The organism is Kribbella sp. VKM Ac-2566 (genome assembly GCF_004366005.1).
Lineage (GTDB): Bacteria > Actinomycetota > Actinomycetes > Propionibacteriales > Kribbellaceae > Kribbella > Kribbella pratensis.
On record NZ_SODT01000015.1, the window covers coordinates 48,489 to 66,708 of the forward strand.

Sequence of the window (18,220 nt, forward strand, 5' to 3'; positions counted from 1 at the left end):
ATGGCGCAGGGCAGGAAGAGCACCGGCCCGGGTGGGATCTCACCCGAGGCCGTCCTGATCTTTGCGATCATCGGCGCGGTCGCGCTGGTGGTCTTCTCGATGTGGGGCGCGCTGAAGGTCGCGTCCGCGATCAACGGCTCACGGACGCCCGGGAACCCGTTCGACGCGATCGTCGACCTGTCGAAGGGAAACCTGGAGTGGTCCGGCGCGGCCACCGGCATCCTGGTCGTGGAGATCGTGGTGCTGCTCGGCCTGGTCGGCGGCGGGTGGATGTTCTTCCGGAACCGGGAGCGCTCGATCGGCCGGGTCGACCGGCAGGCGCAACTGATGTCGAAGCGGTCCGAGATCTACAAGCTGACCCGCGAAGGCGCGCAGGAGAAGGCGAACCAGCTCGGCGCCGGGCACGCGGGTCCGGGCATCCTGATCGGCCGGACCGTCCGGGACAACCTGGAGGTCTTCGGCAACTGGGAAGACATGCACGTCGACATCTGGGGTCCCCGAACCGGTAAGACCACCTCGCGCGCCGTGCCGGCGATCCTGGACGCGCCCGGCTGCGTCGTCGCCACGTCGAACAAGCGGGACATCGTCGACGCCACCCGCGGACCGCGTTCGGAGAAGGGCCCGCTGTGGGTGTTCGACCCGCAGGAGGTCTGCGAGGAGCCGCCGAACTGGTGGTGGAACCCGCTGACCTACATCACCGACGAGACCAAGGCGCGGGAGCTGGCCGAGCACTTCGTCGCCTCGCAGCGTCAGGTCGGTGCCCAGACCGACGCGTTCTTCGACGCCGCCGGTACGGACCTGCTGGCCGGTCTGCTGCTCGCGGCCGCCGTTGCCAAGCGGCCGATCACCCAGGTCTACAGCTGGCTGGCCGACCAGCGGAACGACGAGCCGGAGCGGATCCTGCGCAACACCCCGGGTCTGCAACTGTCCGCGGACGCCCTGTCCGGTGTGATCAATGCGCCCGACAAGCAGCGCGCCGGTGTCTACGGCACTGCGCAGCAGAGCGCCCAGTTCCTGGTCAACCGCAAGGTGACCCGCTGGGTCATCCCGAACGGCCCGAACGACAACCGGCCGCAGTTCAACCCGCACGAGTTCGTCCGTCAGGGCGGCACGCTGTACAGCCTGTCGAAGGAAGGCGCGGGTACGGCGGGTCCGCTGGTCACCGCGCTGACGGTCGCCGTCGTGGAGGCCGCCGAGCAGTACGCCCGCGGCTGCCCGATGGGCCGGATGCCCAGCCCGCTGGTCGGCGTACTCGACGAGGCCGCCAACGTGTGCCGGTGGAAGAACCTCCCCGACCTGTACTCGCACTTCGGTTCCCGCGGCATCGTGCTGATGACGATCCTGCAGTCCTGGGCGCAGGGCCAGGAGTGCTGGGGCGACCACGGCATGCAGAAGCTCTGGGGCTCGGCCAACATCCGGGTGTACGGCGGTGGCGCGGCCGACGCGTCCTTCCTCGAGAACCTGAGCAAGATGATCGGTGACTACGACATCAGCTCGAGCTCGGTGTCGTACAACGAGGGCAAGCGCGGCACCAGCCAGCAGGTCCAGCGGCACAACATCATGGAGGTCTCCGACCTCGCCTCGATGCCGCCCGGCCGCGCGGTCGTGTTCCCGTCCGGGATCCCGGCCACGCTGGTGAAGACGGTGCCGTGGTTCACCCGGCCGGACGCCGGTGCCGTGAAGGCGTCGCTGGCGAAGTACGATCCGGGAGCGGCAATGAACGTTCCGGTCAGCAACAACCCGTGGGTGGCTTCGAGTATCCAGGCGCCTCCGCAGCGCGGACCGGAGCGACCGGTCTGGGAGCAGAACGAGGGAGACAACCGCGGTGGATGGTGAGCAGGAGCTGTTCTACCCGCACGTCGCGGCGTTCGTGGAAGACCGGCTCATCTACCTCTACACGCGTCGGCTCGGGCAGCAGTTCATCTGGTGCCCCGAGTGGTACCGGCACGCGGAGGCTTTGAGTCGGCTGGACTCGATCTGGCGTGCCTGGGAGCACCTGCGACTGGACCCGGCGACCGGGATGTCGGTCTGGTGGCGCGACCACGCGGACCCGCACATGATGTCGCTGCTGGACCCGGACGGCCCGTTCGCCGCCTGCCGGAACAACCAGCACACCGACTACCCGATCCCGCCGCTCCCGGTGCAGGAGCCGCCGGCCGGCCTGTTCTTCGACCAGCGGCAGCCGAACATCCGCGGCATCTGAGATGTGGAAGGGCGCCAACCTGCTGGTCGCCTTCGTCGTCGAGGTGGTTGCCCTGGGCATCTTCGGCTGGTGGGGCTGGAACACCGCTGATGCGACGCTCGCGCGGTGGCTACTCGTCATCGGCTTACCGGTGGTGGCCGCGATCGTCTGGGGAATGTTCGCGGCGCCGACCGCGGCGCGCGGGGCTTCGGCGCGGTGGATCGTGAAGGTTCTCGTCTTCGGCCTGGCGGGTGCCGCCCTGTGGAGCCTGGGGCACCCGCTGCTCGCCGTCGGGTACGTCGTGGTGGTTGCAGCGAACCTACTGATCATCCACACGCAGAAGCTGCAGCCGACGAAGCCGAGCTAGATCTCCAGGTCCGGCTCGCTCGCCCGGTTCGGCTTCACGACCTTGCCCTGCTTTGTCCGGACCCGGCCGGGACCGCGGACGTGGCGGCGCGCCTGGGGTAGCTGAGCTTCCGGCGCCTCCTCCGGTGCCTTGCGGACGGCCTCGCTCGGGTTCGGCTGCGCCTCGCGGCGGTGCTCCCGCGCGGAGGCGTCGTACTCCCGGGAGATCCTGTCGTCGCTGACGGCCTTACGTTCCTCGATGGTGGCGGCGTTCTGGTACCGGCGGCCTTCCGCGACCAGCCCTGCCGATCCGACCTCGTCGCGGTGCGCTGCCGCCTCGTCCAGCTCGTGCCGGCCGTGGGCCCGGTCGCTGACACCCCGCTGTACGTCGTTCGTGGCGTACTGCCGGTACCGGTCGCGGGCCTCCTCGTCGGCGTACGCGAGCTGGAACGCCCGAGAGGTCTCCGCGGTGGCATCGAGGAGCTCCTCGCGGCTGCGCCGCTCCGTGAGCTCCTGCTGCTCCTTGGCAGCACGCTCGTCGAGCTCTTCCGCGCGCGCCTCCGCGTCTTCTTCCTGGCGGGCCTGCTCGTCCGCCTCGTCCCGGCGTTCGGCTTCCTCCGCCAGATCGTGGGTCGGGTGCCTGTCGGCCTCTGCTCGTGCCTGGGCGGCCTTCCGCTCACGCGCGGCCTCGGTGTCGTCGTCGCCCTGCTCCCGCTGGTCGGGTTCGAGCTCGACGGACTGGTCGTCGTCGGTGTCGGGCATGCCGCTCCTTTCCTTCTGTTCCACGATGCCGCACCGCAGGGTCAGCGGGTAGCTCCCGTGACCAGCCACGCGTCGCGCCGCTCACGCGTGGTCAAAGTGAGGAATCGCAGCAGCATGTACCCGCCGAACGCCCACCACAGCGCCACGATCCCGCCGCCGAGCCAGAGCACCGCCAGCGCGAGCGGGACGTACAGCACGAGCGCGACGATGCCGGCCGCTGCGAGGTACCGTCCGTCTCCGGCGCCGATGAGTACGCCGTCCAGCACGAACACGACTCCGTTGATCGGCTGCCACAACGCGGAAACGATCAGGATGGCGGCGAGCGTACGACGTACCTCGGGGTCGCTGGTGAACCACGGGACGTAGACGTCGCGCAGGCCCCAGAGCGCGAGGCCGCCGATCAGCCCGGAGAACAGGCCCCACCACATCATCCGGCGGGTGATCGCGCGCGTCCCCGCGACGTCGCCGGCGCCCAGCGCGCGGCCGGTGAGCGCCTGCGCGGCGATCGCGATGGCGTCCAGGGCGAGCGCGAGGAACGACCACAGCGTGAAGGCGACCTGGTGAGCCGCGACCGACGTCGTACCGAGGGCCGTGGCGACGAACGTGAGCAGGACGATCGCCGCGCGCAGCGTCAGCGTCCGGATCACGAGCGGTACGCCCATCTGCGCGGAGGCCAGGATTCCGGGGCGATCGGGGCGGAGCTTGGCGCCGTCGCGGCGGGCGCCACGGACCACCACCACGACCAGCGCGACACCGGCACCGGTCTGTGCGAGCGCCGTACCCAGGGCGGAGCCCGCGATGTCCAGACGAAGGCCGTACACGAGCAGGACGTTCAGCCCGATGTTGGCGAGGTTGGCGGTGATCGCGACGACCATCGGGGTCTTCGTGTCCTGCAGCCCCCGCAGTACGCCGGTGGCGGCGAGCAGGAGCAGCATCGACGGGATGCCGAAGCAGGAGATCCGCAGGTACGTCACCGCGTGGTCGGCCACCTCCGGCGACGGGTCGAACGCCGCGATGGCCTGCGGCGCGAGGGCCAGTCCGAGGAGCGCGAGTACGACGCCCAGCAGCAACGCCAGCCAGAGTCCGTCGATGCCCTGGGCAAGGGCGCCCTTGTGGTCGCCGGCGCCGATCCGGCGGGCGACCGCGGACGTGGTGCCGTACGCGAGGAAGACGCAGATACCGACGAGGGTCTGCAGGATGGTGCCGGCGACGCCGAGCGCGGCGAGTTGCGGGGTGCCCAGGTGACCGACGATCGCGGAGTCCGCGAGCAGCATCAGCGGCTCGGACACCAGGGCGAAGAACGCCGGGACGGCCAGCCGGAGGATCTCCCGGTCCTGTTCGCCCACCCACTGTCGACGTCTCACCGGAGCGAGGTTACCCACGACTCGCGGGCGCGTCGGAAATTGGTCTCAGACTTTTTCTTCTCCACAGTTGTGAACTAGAGAAACCGCAGGTCACGGGGCTGTTGTGGGTTCTTGTCCCCAGATATCCACAGGGTTGTGCCCAACCTGTGCACACCCCTTCCGGGGGTTATCCACGATTCGTCCACAGGGGGTGTGGACGACCGAGTGGCCTTTGGTGACGCGACCGGCGTACGGTCGCGAGGCCTGTCGCCGAAAACTGTCGGTGGGCTTGGCTAGGATTCGAGCAGGTGTTCGAAACCGGCCGGCGGTGGCTGGGCAGCGGGCGGACGAGGAGGTCGGACGAAGTGAGCGTGGCGGAGTTCCGCGGGGGCCAGGACGGCGGCCACGAAGAGCGGCGTCCGGAGATGGGCTTCGACCGCACCCCTCCCCAGGATCTCGCGGCCGAGCAGTGTGTGCTCGGCGCGATGATGCTGAGCAAGGATGCGATCGCCGACGTGATCGAGAATCTGCGCAGCACGGACTTCTACCGCCCGGCGCACGAGGCCGTCTTCGACGCGATCACCGACCTGTACGCACGGGGTGAGCCGGCCGACGCGATCACGGTCGCGGCCGAGCTCAACAAGCGCGGCGAGATGACCCGGATCGGCGGCGCGCCGTACGTGCACACCCTGGTCGCGTCCGTCCCGCTCGCGGCCAACGCCAGCTACTACGCGCACATCGTCCGGGAGAAGGCGATCCTGCGCCGCCTGGTCGAGGCCGGCACCAAGATCGTCCAGCTCGGGTACGCCGGCGAGGGCGAGGTCGACGACGTCGTCGACGAGGCCCAGGCCGAGATCTACTCCGTCACCGAGAAGCGGACCGCCGAGGACTACGCGCCGCTGAAGGACATCATGGAGGGCGCCCTCGACGAGATCGAGGCGATCGACTCCCGCGGTGACGCGATGGTCGGCGTACCGACCGGGTTCACCGACCTGGACGAGCTGACCAACGGCCTGCACCCCGGCCAGATGATCATCGTCGCCGCCCGTCCCGCGATGGGGAAGGCGCTCGCGCTCGACACCCCGCTGCCGACGCCGGCCGGCTGGACCACGATGGCCGAGGTCGCGGTCGGCGACCAGCTGCTGGACGCCGACGGGCTGCCGACCACGGTCGTCGCGGCGACCGAGGTGATGGTGGACCGGCCGTGCTTCCGGCTGTCGTTCTCCGACGGCAGCACGATCGTCGCCGACGCCGAGCACCAGTGGCGCGTCGAGGACGGCGGCCGCCCGGTGGTCTGCACGACCGCCGACCTGTACACGGCGATGTCGGCGAGTCCCGGGCTGACACCGCCGATCCCCGGGTCGGCGCCGCGGCAGATCACCGGGCACGGCTTCCCGGCCGCGCTGCACGGCGAGGGCGAGCGGCGGCTCGAGTGGGTCGACCCGGTCGACAGCGTGCCGGTGCGCTGCGTCGAGGTCGACAACCCCGACCACCTGTACCTGGCCGGCAAGACGATGATCCCGACCCACAACTCGACGCTGGGTCTGGACTTCGCCCGGTCGGCGTCCATCAAGCACGGCCTGACCTCGTGCATCTTCTCGCTGGAGATGAGCCGCAACGAGATCACCATGCGACTGCTGTCGGCGGAGGCGAAGGTCCCGCTGCACCACATGCGCAACGGCAAGATGACCGACGAGGACTGGGCCCGCCTGGCCCGCAAGATGGGCGAGGTCTCCGAGGCCCCGCTGTTCATCGACGACTCGCCGAACCTGACGATGATGGAGATCCGCGCCAAGGCCCGCCGCCTCAAACAGCGCCACGACCTCAAACTGATCGTCATCGACTACCTCCAGCTGATGACGTCCGGCAAGAAGGTCGAGTCCCGCCAGCTGGAAGTCTCCGAGTTCTCCCGCTCCATCAAGCTCCTCGCCAAGGAGCTCGAGCTCCCCGTAGTCGCCATCTGCCAGCTCAACCGAGGCTCCGAACAACGCTCCGACAAACGCCCCATGGCCTCCGACCTCCGCGAATCGGGTTGCCTGACGGCGGACACCCGGCTGATGAGGGCCGATACCGGCGCGGAGATCTCGCTCGGTGAGCTGCTCGCCACGGACGCGCGGGACATCCCGGTCTGGTCGCTCGACGACCGGCTGAAGCTGGTGCCGCGCACGTTGACGCACGCCTTCCCGAGTGGGGTGAAGGAGGTGTTCCGGGTAAAGCTGGCGTCCGGTCGGGAGATCGAGGCCACTGCGAACCACCCGTTCCTGACGTACAACGGATGGAAACCACTGGGGGAGCTGACGCCGGGCGCTCGTGTGGGTTCGCTCCGGCACGTTCCGGCTCCACTCGACGTCAAGCCGTGGGACGAGGACGAGATCACGCTGCTTGCTCACTTGCTGGGCGACGGCTCGTTCGTGAAGCGGCAGCCGATCCGGTACGCGAGCATCGACGAGGCCAACCTGACCGCGGTCGCTGCGGCGGCACACCGGCGCTTCGGCATCACCGCGGTCCGCGACGAGTACGCCGCCGCCCAGGTCACCACGCTTCGCCTGCCGGCGCCGTACCGGCTGGCCCGCGGCAAACGGAACCCGATCGCAGCCTGGCTGGACGGCCTCGGCCTGTTCGGCTTGCGCAGCCACGAGAAGTTCGTGCCTGACGGGGTGTTCGGCCTCCCGAAGGAACAGGTGGCGCACTTCATCCGCCACCTCTGGGCCACCGACGGATCGGTCCGCTGGCGGCCAGAGATCAACGGTGGCCAGATCTACTACGCATCGACCAGTCGCCGGATGGTCGACGACCTCGCACGCCTCCTGCTCCGGTTCAACATCTTTACCCGCATCGCGGCTGCAAAGAAGACGGGCTACCGCGACTCGTATCACCTGTACATCTACGGCGCCGGGAATCAGTTGCGCTTCCTCGACGAGATCGGCGTCCACGGGCAACGTGGCGAGGCTTGTCGGTTCGTCCGGACGAACCTCCGGCCGGTTGTCGCCGCGCCGAAGCTGGACACCGTGCCGGTTGAGGTCTGGGAACAAGTCAAAGCGGTCATGCACGAGCGCGCTGTCACCAAACGAGAGTTGGCAATGATGCTGGGGCAGCGGGGAAGCGGCAGTCGACTGTTCGCCGGAGCCCCGACCCGTGCGCGCTTGCGTCAGGTCGCAGACATCCTCGAAGACGCCGATCTCGAGGTCCTCGCGACCAACGACATTTTCTGGGACACCATCACGTCCGTCGAGAGCCTCGGCGACCAAGAGGTGTACGACGCAACAGTCCTAGGCACCCACAACTTCGTGGCTAATGGAATCTCCTTACATAACAGCCTTGAGCAGGATGCCGATGTTGTCATTCTGTTGCATCGGGAGGATGCGTACGAGCGTGAGTCGACCCGGCCCGGGGAGGCGGACTTTATTGTTGCCAAGCACCGGAACGGGCCGACTGCGGATGTGGTGGTTGCCTTCCAGGGGCACTACTCACGGTTCGTGGACATGGCGCACGACGGGTGAGTGACCCGGACGGCGATGGTTATGCGGCGACCGGTTGGCCGACGCGGAGTTGCTTGAGGGCGGCTGACCATGACTCGAGCTGGTCGAACAGGATGGTTGCCTGGTCGGCGTACTGCGGGCCGGGGCGGAATTGGGAGAAGTTCTCGAAGTCGGTGAAGAGCGAGAACGACAGCTGCTGACGTACGTCGGCGATCTGGAGCTCCGCGCTGATGGCGCGCAGATGCTCGATCGCCCGCGCCCCGCCGAGGGAGCCGTAGGACACGAAGCCGGCGGCCTTGTTGTTCCACTCGGCGTACAGGTAGTCGATCGCGTTCTTCAGTACGCCGGACGTGGAGTGGTTGTACTCCGGCGTGACGAACACGAACCCGTCGTACGCCGCGATCTTCTCGGCCCACGCCTTCGTGTGCTCGCCGGCGTACTGCCCGGCCGACGGCGGCACGGCCTCGTCCAGGTGGGGCAGCGGGTAGTCGACGAGGTCGATCAACTCGTAGGTGGCGCCGGTCCGGGGCTGGGCCTGGGACAGGACCCAGTCGGCCACCGCCTTTCCGTTCCGCCCGGGGCGGGTGCTGCCGAGGATGATCGCGATCTTCAGGTCGCTCATGGCGACGACTCCTTCAGAGGGGTTGACTTGAATATTCATGTCACCGATCACGATACATGAACATTCAAGTCACTACGCCGGTGGCTATGCTGCAGCCATGGGGACCGAAGCGGCGCGGGAGGCGGCCGAGCCTCGCTGGCTGACGCCCGACGAGCTGGAGACCTGGAGGACGCTGCAGTTCGTCATGTCGCTGCTCACGGGTGCGCTCGGCGAGCAGTTGCAGCGCGATTCCAACCTGAGCTTCCTGGAGTACTACGTCCTGGCCGGCCTCTCGGATCAGCCCGATCACACGATGCGGATGAGTCAGCTCGCGATCCTGACCAACTCCGAGCTCTCCCGGCTGTCCCACCTCATTCGCCGTCTGGAAAATCGCGGCCTGGTACGGCGTGAACCCGACCCGGACGACGGCCGCTTCACCAATGCGATCCTCACGTCAGAGGGGCACGCCGAGCTCGTGAAGGCCGCACCAGGACATGTCGAACGAGTTCGCCAACTGGTCTTCGACCCGCTGACCGAGACCGACCGCCGTGCTCTGCACAAGGTGATGACGAAGCTCCTCCCGGGACTCCTCGGCGACTACTAGCGGTTCTTCCAGCGGTCCGCGGAGATGGACTCCTGGGCGAGCAGCCGAAGCGAGGCGATCAGGGTTTCGCCGAGGATGGTGCCGATGACCACCGATTCGGCGAGCTGGTCGCGGGTCGGGTTCGCGGTGACGGCATCGATCTCGAACTGGGTGAAGCGTTCGACCGCGTCGGCGTAGGTGTCGAGGTGGGCGACGAGGTTGTCCTGGCCGAGGGTGCGGAGTGCGGCGACGGTGTCGATAAGTGTGGCGAGCGCGGGCGCCTCGGGGTCGATGGACCAGCCGCGGTCGGCGATGAGGTCGGTGACCTGAGTGGTCGCGGCGGCGCGGGCGTCGTCGGTCGCGGACAGGCGGCGGGTCGGCGTGAGTGCGCGGTGGGCGCGGCCGATCTGTTCGTGCAGGGGCTCGGCGTCGGCGTCGAGCGACTCGAGGATCTCCTTCACCGTGGCGACCGGAGCCTGGGCGAGTTCGATCAGTGCGCGGATCAGGCGGAGCCGGCGGACGTGGGTGTCGCCGTACGACGCCTGATTCGGGCTACTGAGTTCGCCGGCAGGTAGCAGGCCTTCGCGCAGGTAGTACTTGATGGTCGGCACCGGGACGTCGGTGGCCTTGCTGAGTTCCCCGATTCGCATCGCTTGCCTTCCTGTTGTCTGTGATGGATAGTATCAGTATCCATAAGCGGATACCTGAACTATCCATAAGGAGGCGAGTCGGATGATCCCGCTCGTACTGATCCTGGGCACCGTCGGCTTCCGGGCGCTGGGTGCCCTCGGCGTCCGGCGGTTCACGACCTGGCCGGTCGCCGCCGCATACGCGATGGCGGTCATGCTGGTGCTGACCGCGAGCGCACACTTCGTCCCGGCGAGCGTGACGGTGATGCCCAACCACGCCGACATGGTGCGGATGGTCCCGCCGTTCCTGCCGTACGCCGACGCGCTCGTCTACCTCACCGGCGTACTCGAACTGCTCGGTGCCGCCGGCCTGGTGATCTCCGCGACCCGGATGCTCGCCGGCTACGCGTTGGCCGCACTCTTCGTCGGACTGCTGCCGGCCAACATCCACGCGGCGGTCGCACACATCCCGTTCGCGGGCGGCGAGGCGACCCCGCTCTGGCAGCGCATCCCCGAACAGATCCTGTACCTCGCCGTTGCCCTCTGGGTAGCGCGCACGTCCCGCGCAACCGCGCCTGTCAAAGAAGAGGTCTACGCATGACCGACGCATCCCGCGTCATCGCCGGCGTCATCCTGCTCACCGTCGTGACGATCGAGTTCGGCGGGTACTTCATGACCAAGATCGTCCGCGGCCAGGTCCCGATGACCGGGTTCCAGAAATCGTTCGCACGGGCCGGTCACGCGCATGCCGGCGTACTCGTGATCTTCAGTCTGGTCGGACTGCTGTACGTCGACCAGACCGGTCTGACCGGCTTCTGGTTGTGGGTCGGCCGGCTCGGGATCCCGGTCGCCGCGATTCTGATGTCCGGCGGCTTCTTCGCCTCGTCCGCCGGCAAGGACCGCACCGCGCCGAACCAGTTCCTGTGGATCCTCTGGCTCGGCGCGATGTCCCTCGCGATCGGCGTACTGACCCTCGGCATCGGCCTGATTGTTGCCTAACGCAACCCGGCGAACGCTTGTGTGAGGCGTTCGCCGGCCTCGGTGATGAGTGCGGCGGTTTCCGGGGTCGCCTGGTCGACGGTGAAGGAACCTAGGTGAGCGATCGCGGCTACCTGTGTCAGCAGCATCGCGGGGGAGTCCGCGCTGAAGCGGACCTTGCACGACGAAGGGCTGAGCGGTTCGACGATGCCGCGGACGACGCCTTCGAAGGTCGAGGTCACGTCGACCGACGACGCCTCGACCGTCAAGACGACCGTGTGCTCGTACTGCGCCGACACGAACGACTCCAGCAGGTAGGAGGGCCCGTCCAGCACCCGTGGCGTGAAGCGGTGCAACGCAGGACTCACGGAAGTGATCCGGTCGACGCGGAAGATCCGCCAGTCGTCGCGTCCGGGGTCGAACGCGAGCAGGTACCACCGCCACGACAACGTCAGCAGCTGATGCGGCTCCACCCGGCGTCGCGTCGTACCGCGCTGCCGGCCGTGGTAGTCGAAGGCAACGATCTCGTGGTTGCGGCAGCAGCGTGCGAGTACGGCGAGAGCGTCCGGATCGACCTGCGGTACGCCGGGTCGCGGGATCGCCTCCGCTGCCGAGCCCACTGCCGCGAGCTGGGGACGGAGACGCGCGGGCAGCACCTGCTCCAGCTTGGCCAGGGCGCTCATGGAGCTCTCCGCCATCCCGCTCACTCCGCCACCGGCCGCGCCGACCAGTCCGAGCGCGACGGCGATCGCCTCGTCGTCGTCCAGCTGTAGCGGTGGCAGATGCGTACCGGAGCCGAGCCGGTACCCGCCCGCGGTGCCGGTCGTGCCGGTCACCGGGTAGTCGAGGGACCGGAGCCGTTCGACGTCCCGCCGTACCGTGCGCTCGGTGACGCCGAGCCGGTCGGCGAGCTCGTGGCCGGACCACTCGCGCCGGCTCTGCAGCAGCGACAGCAGCCGCAGCATCCGACCGGGCATCTCCTTGCGAGCACTCACGCAGAAATCATGCCTTGAGGACAAGATGTGTCCGCAAGACCATCTAGCGTGATCTACATGATGTTGACGACGACTAGTAAGGGGTACGACGAGGCGCGGCTCGGGTTCCAGCGGCGAGACCCGCACCGGCCCGCGACCATCTTTCCGGTGACGAGCACGGCCCAGATCGAGGAGGCGGTGCGGTACGCGATCGACCACGACCTGCGCATCGCCGTCCAGGCGGCCGGGCACGGTCTGACGCAGGGGATCGACGGTGGCGTGCTGATCGCGACCAGTGCGTTCAACGGCGTGACGGTCGACGCGGAGCGCAAGACGGCGTGGGTCCAGGCAGGCGCGACCTGGCGGGACGTGCTCGACGCAACCGCGCCGTACGGTCTCGCGCCGCTTTCCGGCAGTGCACCCGGCGTCGGCGCGATCTCGTACACGCTGGGCGGTGGGCTCGGGCTGATGGCGCGACGGTTCGGGTACGCCGCGGACCATGTTCGCCGGATCGAGGTCGTGACCGCGGACGGCGTACGGCGCAACGCCGAGGAGGACCCGGATCTGTTCTGGGCGCTGCGGGGCGGTGGCGGGAACTTCGGTGTCGTGACGGGGATCGAGATCGACCTCTTCGACGTACCGACGCTGTTCGGCGGCAGCCTGTACTTCGATCTCGCCGAGCACCCGACGGTGCCCGAGGTGTGGCGGGAGTGGACCAGGTCCGTGCCGGATGAGGTCACATCGGCGATCGCGATCCTGCCGATGCCGAACATCCCGCAGGTGCCGGCGCCGTTGCGCGGCAAGTATGTCGGGCAGGTGCAGCTCGCGATCCTCGGCGACCGTGGCGAGGAGCTGATCGAACCGCTCCGGGCGATCGGCAAGCCGGTCCTCGACACCGTGGGGGAGCTGCCCTACGTCGACTCGGGGCAGATCTTCGCGGAGCCGGAGCGCCCCGACAGCTACACCTCCCTCAACGTGCTGCTGAAGGACCTCGATGCGCTCGAGACACTGCCAGAGCTCGCCGGTCCGGGTGCATCGCGGATGTATGTGATCGCCATCCGGCACCTCGGCGGCGCGCTCGCCCGGCAGCCGGAGATCCCGAACGCGGTCGGTCACCGCGATGCGGCGTACTCGCTGACCGTCCTCACCCCGGGCAAGGGTGACGCGGGCCGGGACGTGCTCGATCCGTGGGCCTCATCAACCGTTGGCCGGGCCCTCAACTTCACCTTCGCGAAGCTCAGCGACGAAGAGGTGGCCGAGGCGTACGACGACTACGAGCGGCTCGTCGCGCTCAGGCGCCGCTACGACCCGACCCGTCGTCTGCAGCCGAACCACCAGCTCTAGCGATCAGCTCCTCGACCAACGCGCCTTTGCCGTCGACATACGCGGTGCGGTCGGTGGTGAGCAGGTGCGCCAGCTCGCGTTTGCGGGCCGCGTACCGCTCGCGATCGGCCGCGTCCGCGCGCAGATGATCACGCAGCACGACGTGGTCCCGATGAGCTTTGTTGCCCTCAACAACGACGTACAGATGGTGGTAATGGACCGCGTCCGCCGGCAGCGCGAACGCCTCCCGGCCGGGGATCCCTTGGTCGCCCTCGTGGCGGTAGCCGGCTGCCTTCAAGCCTGAGATCGCCGCCGGTACGAACGAGGGAGAAGGGACGACGATGTCGACGTCGATGATCGGCTTCGCCGCCAGACCGGGTACGGCGGTGCTGCCGACGTGCTCGCAGACGTGGGGGAGCTCGGCGAGGTACGGCGTCAGGCGCGCGCTGATCTCCGCGAACCAGAGCGGCCACCGCGGGTCGTAGTCGACAACCTCGGCGGGAACGATCACAGGGCCGCCGTCACGTCGATCTCGACGAGTTGGCCGGTGAAGCCGAGTTGGGCGACGCCGAGCAGCGTGCTCGCGGTCGTGAAGGCCGGGGCGAGGGGCGACTCGTTGAGCTGGGCCCACACCGCGCCCAATTCGTCGCGGTCCGAGCTGGCCACGTAGATCACCGTGCGTACGACGTTTTCCGGCGTGGCGCCCGCCGACTTCAGTGCGGTGAGGATGTTCGCGATCACCTGCGCGGTCTGCCCTTCGAGACCGCCCGCGGCCAACTCCCCGGAGGCCTGCAACGGGCACTGCCCGGCCAGGTAGACCAAGGTGTCCGCCTGCACCCGCGTCACGTGGTGATACCCAGGCGTCGCATGCAGTCCGTCGGGATTGCTCCGCTCGATCGTCACAGCTCGACCCAACGCGATCCCTCAACTCCGGGTCAACAGATTTAGCACGTACCGCTTCTGCCACGGCGTCTCCACCGCGCGCTTGTCGTAACCCCGACGTACGTAGTCGACGGCCTGATCCGCAGGCAGCCCGTCCAGTACGGCGAGACACGCGAGCGCCGTCCCGGTCCGCCCACCGCCGCACGCGAACTCGACCCGTCCGGTCCCGGTCCGCTCCAACGCCTCGCGAAAGGTCGCCAACGCCTGCGGGCGATCCACGGGCAGCCGGAAGTCCGGCCACTTGATCCAGTGCGTCTCCCACGGCACGTCCGGCGGCGGTTCCTTGCCGAGCAGATACACGCCGTACGTCGGAAACGGGTCTGCCGCCGGGCCGTGCCGCAGACCGCGTCCGCGCACGAGCCGACCCGACGGCAGCTCCATCACACCTGGTGCGTCCTTCTCCCAATGACCCACAAGGTCAAAACTACAAGCCGGAAGCAGGAGGGAGGGGATCAAACGACGAGGCGCTCCTCTGTCGAGGTGGAGAACAGGTGCAACTTGTCGGCGTCCGGGGCCAGATGGACGAGGGTGCCCTTGTCGTTGTGCAGCCGGGTGCCGATCCGGGCGATGATCTGCTGCTTCTCGTCGGTGTGTTCCGCGGTGCCGTACAGGAACGCGTCCGATCCGAGCTCCTCGATCACCGCGACCTTCACCGGCAGCCCTTCGTCGGCGAGGTGGAACGCCTCGGGCCGGATACCCAGCGTCAGCGTCTTGTCGTCACCGGCCTTGGCCAGCACATCACGTGCGATCGGTACGACGTAGTCGCCGATCTTCGCGCCGCCCTCGACGATCTCGGCCTCGATCAGGTTCATGGCCGGCGAGCCGATGAAGCCCGCGACGAACTTGTTCCGCGGCCTGTCGTACAGGTTCAACGGCGTGTCGACCTGCTGCAACACGCCATCGCGCAGGACGGCCACCCGGTCGCCCATCGTCATGGCCTCGACCTGGTCGTGGGTGACGTACACGGTCGTGACACCGAGCCGATGCTGCAGCTCAGCGATCTGGGTGCGGGTCTGGACGCGCAGCTTGGCGTCGAGGTTCGACAGCGGTTCGTCCATCAGGAACACCTGCGGGTTCCGGACGATCGCGCGGCCCATCGCGACGCGCTGGCGCTGACCGCCGGACAGGGCCTTCGGCTTGCGGTCGAGGTACTCCTCCAGACCGAGCAACTTCGCGGCCTCCTGCACGCGCTGGGCGCGCTCGTCCTTGTGGATGCCCTGCATCTTCAGGGCGAAGCCCATGTTGTCGGCCACCGACATGTGCGGGTACAGCGCGTAGTTCTGGAACACCATCGCGATGTCGCGTTCCTTCGGCGGGGCGTTGGTCACGTCCCGGTCGCCGATGAAGATCGCTCCCTCGTTCACCTCTTCGAGCCCGGCCAGCATCCGCAGCGCCGTCGACTTCCCGGACCCGGACGGCCCGACGAGCACCATGAACTCGCCGTCCTCGATGTCCAGGTCGAGCTTGTCGACCGCGGCGATGTCGGTGCCCGGGTAGACCCGGGTGGCTCCCTTGAACGAGACAGTTGCCATGTCGCGCTTCCTTTCCTTCGCCGGCAGGAACGTGCCGGACGATCCGTAGCAAAGGCTCCCAGGTCTTGGGTGTCTGCTCGGTGACGCATCACCAAGCACTTCTGACAACGAACGCCGGCCCATTTACATTCCCGAGTGATGTAAATCTCGTGATTGACAAAGAACTTTTTTACGTACAAAATTCTTTGTGTGATGAGAGACGTGATGCACCTGGAACAGCTCGAGCAGGCCGAGGCCCTGTTCAAGCCGCAACGGATCGAGGTGCTGCGCCGGCTGGCCGAGCCGGCGACCTGCGGCGAGGTGGCCGAGCAGCTCGGCCAGACTCCGCAGCGCGTCTACTACCACGTGAAGCGCCTCGTCGAGGCGGGACTGGTGACCCAGGTGGACGAGCGCAAGGTGCGCGGGATCCGCGAGGGCATCTACCAGGCGACAGCCCGTTCGTACTGGCTGTCCCCGACGCTCGTCGGCCGGATCGGCGGACTCCGCCGGACCCGCGACGAGCTGAGCCTCGGCTACGTGCTGGACCTGATGGAAGAGGTCCAGACCGACATCGCCGCGTTGGACAGGTCGGCTCCGGAGCTGCCGTCCATCGGGGTGTCCGGTGAGATCCGGGTCCCACCGGACCGGCGGCGGGAGTTCTTCGAGGACCTGCGCGGCACGCTGCAGGACCTCTTCGAGCGCTACGGCGGCAGTGAGGGCGACGCCTTCAAGCTCGCGGTGGCCTGCTACCCCAAGGGAGACCGAAGCAATGACTGAACCACTTGTCCTGCAAGCGCGCGCCAAGGCCGGCATCGACGAAGTCCGGCAGGCGCTGACCGATCCGAAGGCCCTGAATCTCTGGCTCGGCGAGCACTCGACCGTCGACCTGCCCGGCACGTTCGAGTTCTGGGGCCGCTACATCCCCGAGGGTGACGCGCCGCACCAGCGGGTCCTCGGGTACGACGGGAGCACGCTGACGCTGGCGTGGACACTCGGCGGCGAGGAGACCACCACCGAGATCACGCTGGCGCCCGACGGTGACGAGGCGACGGTGGTCAAGCTGTCGCAGACCGGGTTCGACTTCGCGGACGCGATCAGCGGCGCGAACATCCGCGGCGTACTGCAGACCTTCTGGTCGCTGGCGCTCGCGAACCTCGTCGACCATCTCGAGGGTCGCGAGCTCACCACCAGGCCGGACTTCACCTCACCGATCTTCGAGGGCGAGGCGCTGATCGACGCACCGGTCGCCGAGGTGTACTCGTCGCTGACCGATTCCGACAAGGCGTCGGCCTGGTTCGGGTACCCGGTCGAGATCGACCTCCGGAAGGGCGGCCGGTTCGCGATGGGCGGGTTCGACGCCGGCCCGGGCGTGGAGATCGTCGACCTGGTCGAGGGCCGGACGATGTCGATGGACTGGGGTCCGGCCGGAATCAGCACCTGGGAGCTCGCCGAGTCCGACGGGAAGACCCGGCTCACCTTCGTGATGAGCGGGTTCGACGAGTCAAACCCGCCGTACGCCGCCTGGCTCGGCTGGCTCAGCGGGGTCGCCGCCCTCCGCCGCTTCAACGAACTGTCCGACTGGAAGATCTGGGCCGCCTAGAAGTACGGACCTTCCAGCCGGGTCGATTCGCCGATCAGATCGAGCAGGGCGCTCACCGCCCTGCTCGGTCGCCGTCCGGCGATCGTCACCACGGACAACGTCCAGGTGAGCTCCGCGCCGGTGATCGCCAGCTTGGCGACGCCAGGCTCCTCGGCCAGTTCGAGATCCGGTACGACGCCGACGCCGAGACCGGCCCGAACGTAGTCCGGGATCGTGGTCAGTTCCGGTACCTCGACCTGGATCCGCCGGGGCGTCCCGATCGTGTCGAAGGCCCGGTCGACCATCTTCCGGTTCCCGAATCCCGCCGGCATGTCCACGAACCGCTCGGCGGCCAGCTCGTCGAGTCCGATGCCGGTGCGCTCGGCGAGCGGATGCGACGACGGGACCAGCGCCACGAACGGAACCGTGGCGATGTCGCGGACCTCGAGGCCGGACAACTCCGGACGCGGCAGCCCGAGCAACGCGATGTCCAGACGACCGTGCCGTACGTCGTCCGCGAGGCCGGTGGATCCGGTCGGCGAGGTTGCGACCTGCACCTCGACCAACGGGTACTTGCGGTGGAACGCCCCGAGCAGCTCGGCCATGTTCACCAGGCTGAGCCGCGCCAGCGTTCCGATCCGGATGCTGCCGCGCAACCCCGACGACGCCTCCTCGACCGCTGCCCGCGCGCGGTCCAACGCCTCCAGTGCGGCCTTCGCCTCGGGCAGCAACGCCTGACCGGCCGCCGACAGCACGACGCGCCGGGTCGAGCGATCGAACAGGGTCGTCTTCAGATCGGTCTCGAGGGCGCGTACGGCGGCCGAGACCGTGGACTGCACCGTGAACAGCCGGTGCGCTGCGCGGGTGAAACTCAGTTCTTCGGCGACGGCGACGAAGTACTCCAGCTGGCGACTGTCCACAGACTCAATTATCGGTTCTGGCGATAAGAGCGTGCAAGAACTTTCGTTGGACTCGATAGATGGAGCGCG

General features: G+C 68.1%; 20 protein-coding genes. 10 read left to right on the forward strand and 10 right to left on the reverse strand.

All coding sequences use genetic code 11. The features are described 5' to 3' along the window. From EV647_RS37245 to EV647_RS37255, 3 genes are read left to right on the forward strand one after another with little or no spacing between them, the layout of a single operon-like run. Positions 1-1,836, forward strand: coding sequence for a type IV secretory system conjugative DNA transfer family protein (locus EV647_RS37245; protein WP_134011602.1), 1,836 nt, complete (start codon positions 1-3; stop codon positions 1,834-1,836). Beyond that, entirely contained in the window at positions 1,826-2,203 is a 378-nt protein-coding gene (locus EV647_RS37250; protein WP_130386388.1) for a DUF4913 domain-containing protein, read from the forward strand. Before EV647_RS37245 ends, EV647_RS37250 begins: the two co-directional genes overlap by 11 nt. Before the next feature lies 1 nt (position 2,204). Beyond that, a complete protein-coding gene (locus EV647_RS37255; protein ID WP_134011604.1) occupies positions 2,205-2,549 on the forward strand; it encodes a YrdB family protein in 345 nt (114 codons plus the stop codon). On the opposite strand, the gene EV647_RS37260 is transcribed toward EV647_RS37255, so the two are convergent. Further along, positions 2,546-3,289 carry a hypothetical protein gene (locus EV647_RS37260; RefSeq protein ID WP_134011606.1) on the reverse strand — a complete coding sequence of 248 codons (744 nt, stop codon included), beginning with the start codon at positions 3,287-3,289 and terminating at the stop codon, positions 2,546-2,548. The genes EV647_RS37255 and EV647_RS37260 overlap by 4 nt on opposite strands. Before the next feature lie 41 nt (positions 3,290-3,330). Further along, positions 3,331-4,653 carry an MATE family efflux transporter gene (locus EV647_RS37265; RefSeq protein WP_238175370.1) on the reverse strand — a complete coding sequence of 441 codons (1,323 nt, stop codon included), beginning with the start codon at positions 4,651-4,653 and terminating at the stop codon, positions 3,331-3,333. A 404-nt stretch (positions 4,654-5,057) separates the two neighbouring features. Here EV647_RS37265 and EV647_RS37270 point away from each other — a divergent pair, with 404 nt between their 5' ends. Next, positions 5,058-8,132: a replicative DNA helicase gene (locus EV647_RS37270; RefSeq protein WP_134012473.1), complete on the forward strand. Its 3,075-nt coding sequence runs from the start codon at positions 5,058-5,060 to the stop codon at positions 8,130-8,132. 19 nt (positions 8,133-8,151) lie between these two features. Here the strand turns inward: EV647_RS37270 and EV647_RS37275 are convergent, their stop codons facing one another. After that, positions 8,152-8,733 carry an NADPH-dependent FMN reductase gene (locus EV647_RS37275; RefSeq protein WP_134011608.1) on the reverse strand — a complete coding sequence of 194 codons (582 nt, stop codon included), beginning with the start codon at positions 8,731-8,733 and terminating at the stop codon, positions 8,152-8,154. A gap of 97 nt (positions 8,734-8,830) precedes the next feature. On the opposite strand from EV647_RS37275, the gene EV647_RS37280 reads away from it, so the two are divergent. Then, a complete protein-coding gene (locus tag EV647_RS37280; protein ID WP_134011611.1) occupies positions 8,831-9,316 on the forward strand; it encodes a MarR family winged helix-turn-helix transcriptional regulator in 486 nt (161 codons plus the stop codon). On the opposite strand, the gene EV647_RS37285 is transcribed toward EV647_RS37280, so the two are convergent. Then, complete coding sequence (locus EV647_RS37285) at positions 9,313-9,945, reverse strand: MerR family transcriptional regulator (RefSeq protein WP_134011613.1); 633 nt, start codon at positions 9,943-9,945, stop codon at positions 9,313-9,315. The genes EV647_RS37280 and EV647_RS37285 overlap by 4 nt on opposite strands. 82 nt (positions 9,946-10,027) lie before the next feature. On the opposite strand from EV647_RS37285, the gene EV647_RS37290 reads away from it, so the two are divergent. Then, positions 10,028-10,525: a hypothetical protein gene (locus tag EV647_RS37290; protein ID WP_134011615.1), complete on the forward strand. Its 498-nt coding sequence runs from the start codon at positions 10,028-10,030 to the stop codon at positions 10,523-10,525. Then, the gene (locus tag EV647_RS37295) at positions 10,522-10,923 is read left to right on the forward strand and encodes a hypothetical protein (protein WP_134011616.1); all 402 of its coding nucleotides are present in this window, start codon (positions 10,522-10,524) and stop codon (positions 10,921-10,923) included. The genes EV647_RS37290 and EV647_RS37295 overlap by 4 nt, the downstream gene beginning before the upstream one ends. Here the strand turns inward: EV647_RS37295 and EV647_RS37300 are convergent. Beyond that, entirely contained in the window at positions 10,920-11,897 is a 978-nt protein-coding gene (locus tag EV647_RS37300; protein ID WP_202876450.1) for a YafY family protein, read from the reverse strand. The genes EV647_RS37295 and EV647_RS37300 overlap by 4 nt on opposite strands. A gap of 57 nt (positions 11,898-11,954) precedes the next feature. Between EV647_RS37300 and EV647_RS37305 the strand changes: the two genes are divergently transcribed. After that, complete coding sequence (locus EV647_RS37305; protein WP_134011618.1) at positions 11,955-13,220, forward strand: FAD-binding oxidoreductase; 1,266 nt, start codon at positions 11,955-11,957, stop codon at positions 13,218-13,220. Here the strand turns inward: EV647_RS37305 and EV647_RS37310 are convergent. From EV647_RS37310 to EV647_RS37325, 4 genes are read right to left on the reverse strand one after another with little or no spacing between them, the layout of a single operon-like run. Next, positions 13,168-13,710, reverse strand: coding sequence for a GrpB family protein (locus EV647_RS37310; protein WP_134011620.1), 543 nt, complete (start codon positions 13,708-13,710; stop codon positions 13,168-13,170). The genes EV647_RS37305 and EV647_RS37310 overlap by 53 nt on opposite strands. Then, complete coding sequence (locus EV647_RS37315; protein WP_134011622.1) at positions 13,707-14,102, reverse strand: RidA family protein; 396 nt, start codon at positions 14,100-14,102, stop codon at positions 13,707-13,709. The genes EV647_RS37310 and EV647_RS37315 overlap by 4 nt, the downstream gene beginning before the upstream one ends. Before the next feature lie 21 nt (positions 14,103-14,123). Then, positions 14,124-14,555 (reverse strand): protein phosphatase, encoded by a 432-nt coding sequence (locus tag EV647_RS37320; protein WP_238177588.1) that lies wholly within the window; start codon positions 14,553-14,555, stop codon positions 14,124-14,126. 38 nt (positions 14,556-14,593) lie between these two features. Next, entirely contained in the window at positions 14,594-15,673 is a 1,080-nt protein-coding gene (locus EV647_RS37325) for an ABC transporter ATP-binding protein (RefSeq protein ID WP_134011624.1), read from the reverse strand. 192 nt (positions 15,674-15,865) lie between these two features. Between EV647_RS37325 and EV647_RS37330 the strand changes: the two genes are divergently transcribed. Together EV647_RS37330 and EV647_RS37335 are read left to right on the forward strand one after the other, a co-directional pair. Then, positions 15,866-16,429, forward strand: a complete 564-nt coding sequence (locus EV647_RS37330; RefSeq protein WP_134011626.1) for a transcriptional regulator — start codon at positions 15,866-15,868, stop codon at positions 16,427-16,429. After that, entirely contained in the window at positions 16,422-17,252 is an 831-nt protein-coding gene (locus EV647_RS37335; RefSeq protein ID WP_134011628.1) for an SRPBCC family protein, read from the forward strand. The genes EV647_RS37330 and EV647_RS37335 overlap by 8 nt, the downstream gene beginning before the upstream one ends. On the opposite strand, the gene EV647_RS37340 is transcribed toward EV647_RS37335, so the two are convergent. Further along, positions 17,249-18,151, reverse strand: a complete 903-nt coding sequence (locus EV647_RS37340; RefSeq protein WP_134011630.1) for a LysR family transcriptional regulator — start codon at positions 18,149-18,151, stop codon at positions 17,249-17,251. The genes EV647_RS37335 and EV647_RS37340 overlap by 4 nt on opposite strands. Positions 18,152-18,220: the final 69 nt, after the last annotated feature.